Genomic DNA, 808 nt, shown 5'->3' on the forward strand with positions numbered 1-808 from the left:
GCGCTTGAGATGCTTATTAAAGTTCTCAATCAGGTTAGTGGAGTATAGTGATTGCCGGATAGCTGGTGGAAAGTCCATGAAAGTGAGTAAATTCGGCATTTTAAGCAGATCTTTGATTAATTTGGGATAGGTCTGATGCCAGTTGTTGGCGAACTCATTCAGTTTCAGTTCGGCTGCTTCACGGTTGGCGGCCCGATGAACTTGTTTAAAGTCACTGATCACGGCCTTGCGGTCTTTTACGCGAACTTTGTTCATCAGATTCCGCCCAACATGAACCAGGCAACGTTGTCGTTTGGCTTTAGGGAAATGCCGATTCAAGCCTTCATCCAAACCAACTAACCCATCGGCCACAAACAACAGCACATCTTTAACGCCCTGCTTGATCAAGGTTCCCAGCAGTTCAGTCCAGATTCCAGTCGATTCCGTTGGCGCCACTTGGTAGTTCAGCACTTCTTTCGTACCATCTGGACGAATGCCAATCGCAATATGAACGGCTTCTTTTTGAACGGTATCCCGCTTTAACGGCAAGTAAGTGGCATCTAAGAAGATGGCCGCATATTGTGAAGCCAGTCGACGTTGCTGGAAAGCTTGAACCTGTTCATTGACGGCTTTAGTCATGTTGGAAACCGTGGCTTTGGAGTAGTGAGCACCGTACATTTTCTCAATGAGTTCGGCAATTTCAGCAGTGGTAATTCCCTTGGTATACAACTGAATGACCGTTGTTTCTAAATTATCACTGTGCCGACCGTAGGCTGGCAAGGTATGATTTTCAAACCGGCCATTGCGATCTCGAGGAATGGTTAAGTTA

General features: G+C 46.3%; 1 protein-coding gene. It reads right to left on the reverse strand.

The window, feature by feature from the left end; genetic code table 11:
• Nucleotides 1-808 (reverse strand): IS256-like element IS1310 family transposase (locus tag IV84_RS10515; protein WP_056986634.1); only part of this gene is annotated, 808 nt, incomplete at both ends.

This window comes from Pediococcus damnosus (assembly GCF_001437255.1).
Classification (GTDB): domain Bacteria; phylum Bacillota; class Bacilli; order Lactobacillales; family Lactobacillaceae; genus Pediococcus; species Pediococcus damnosus.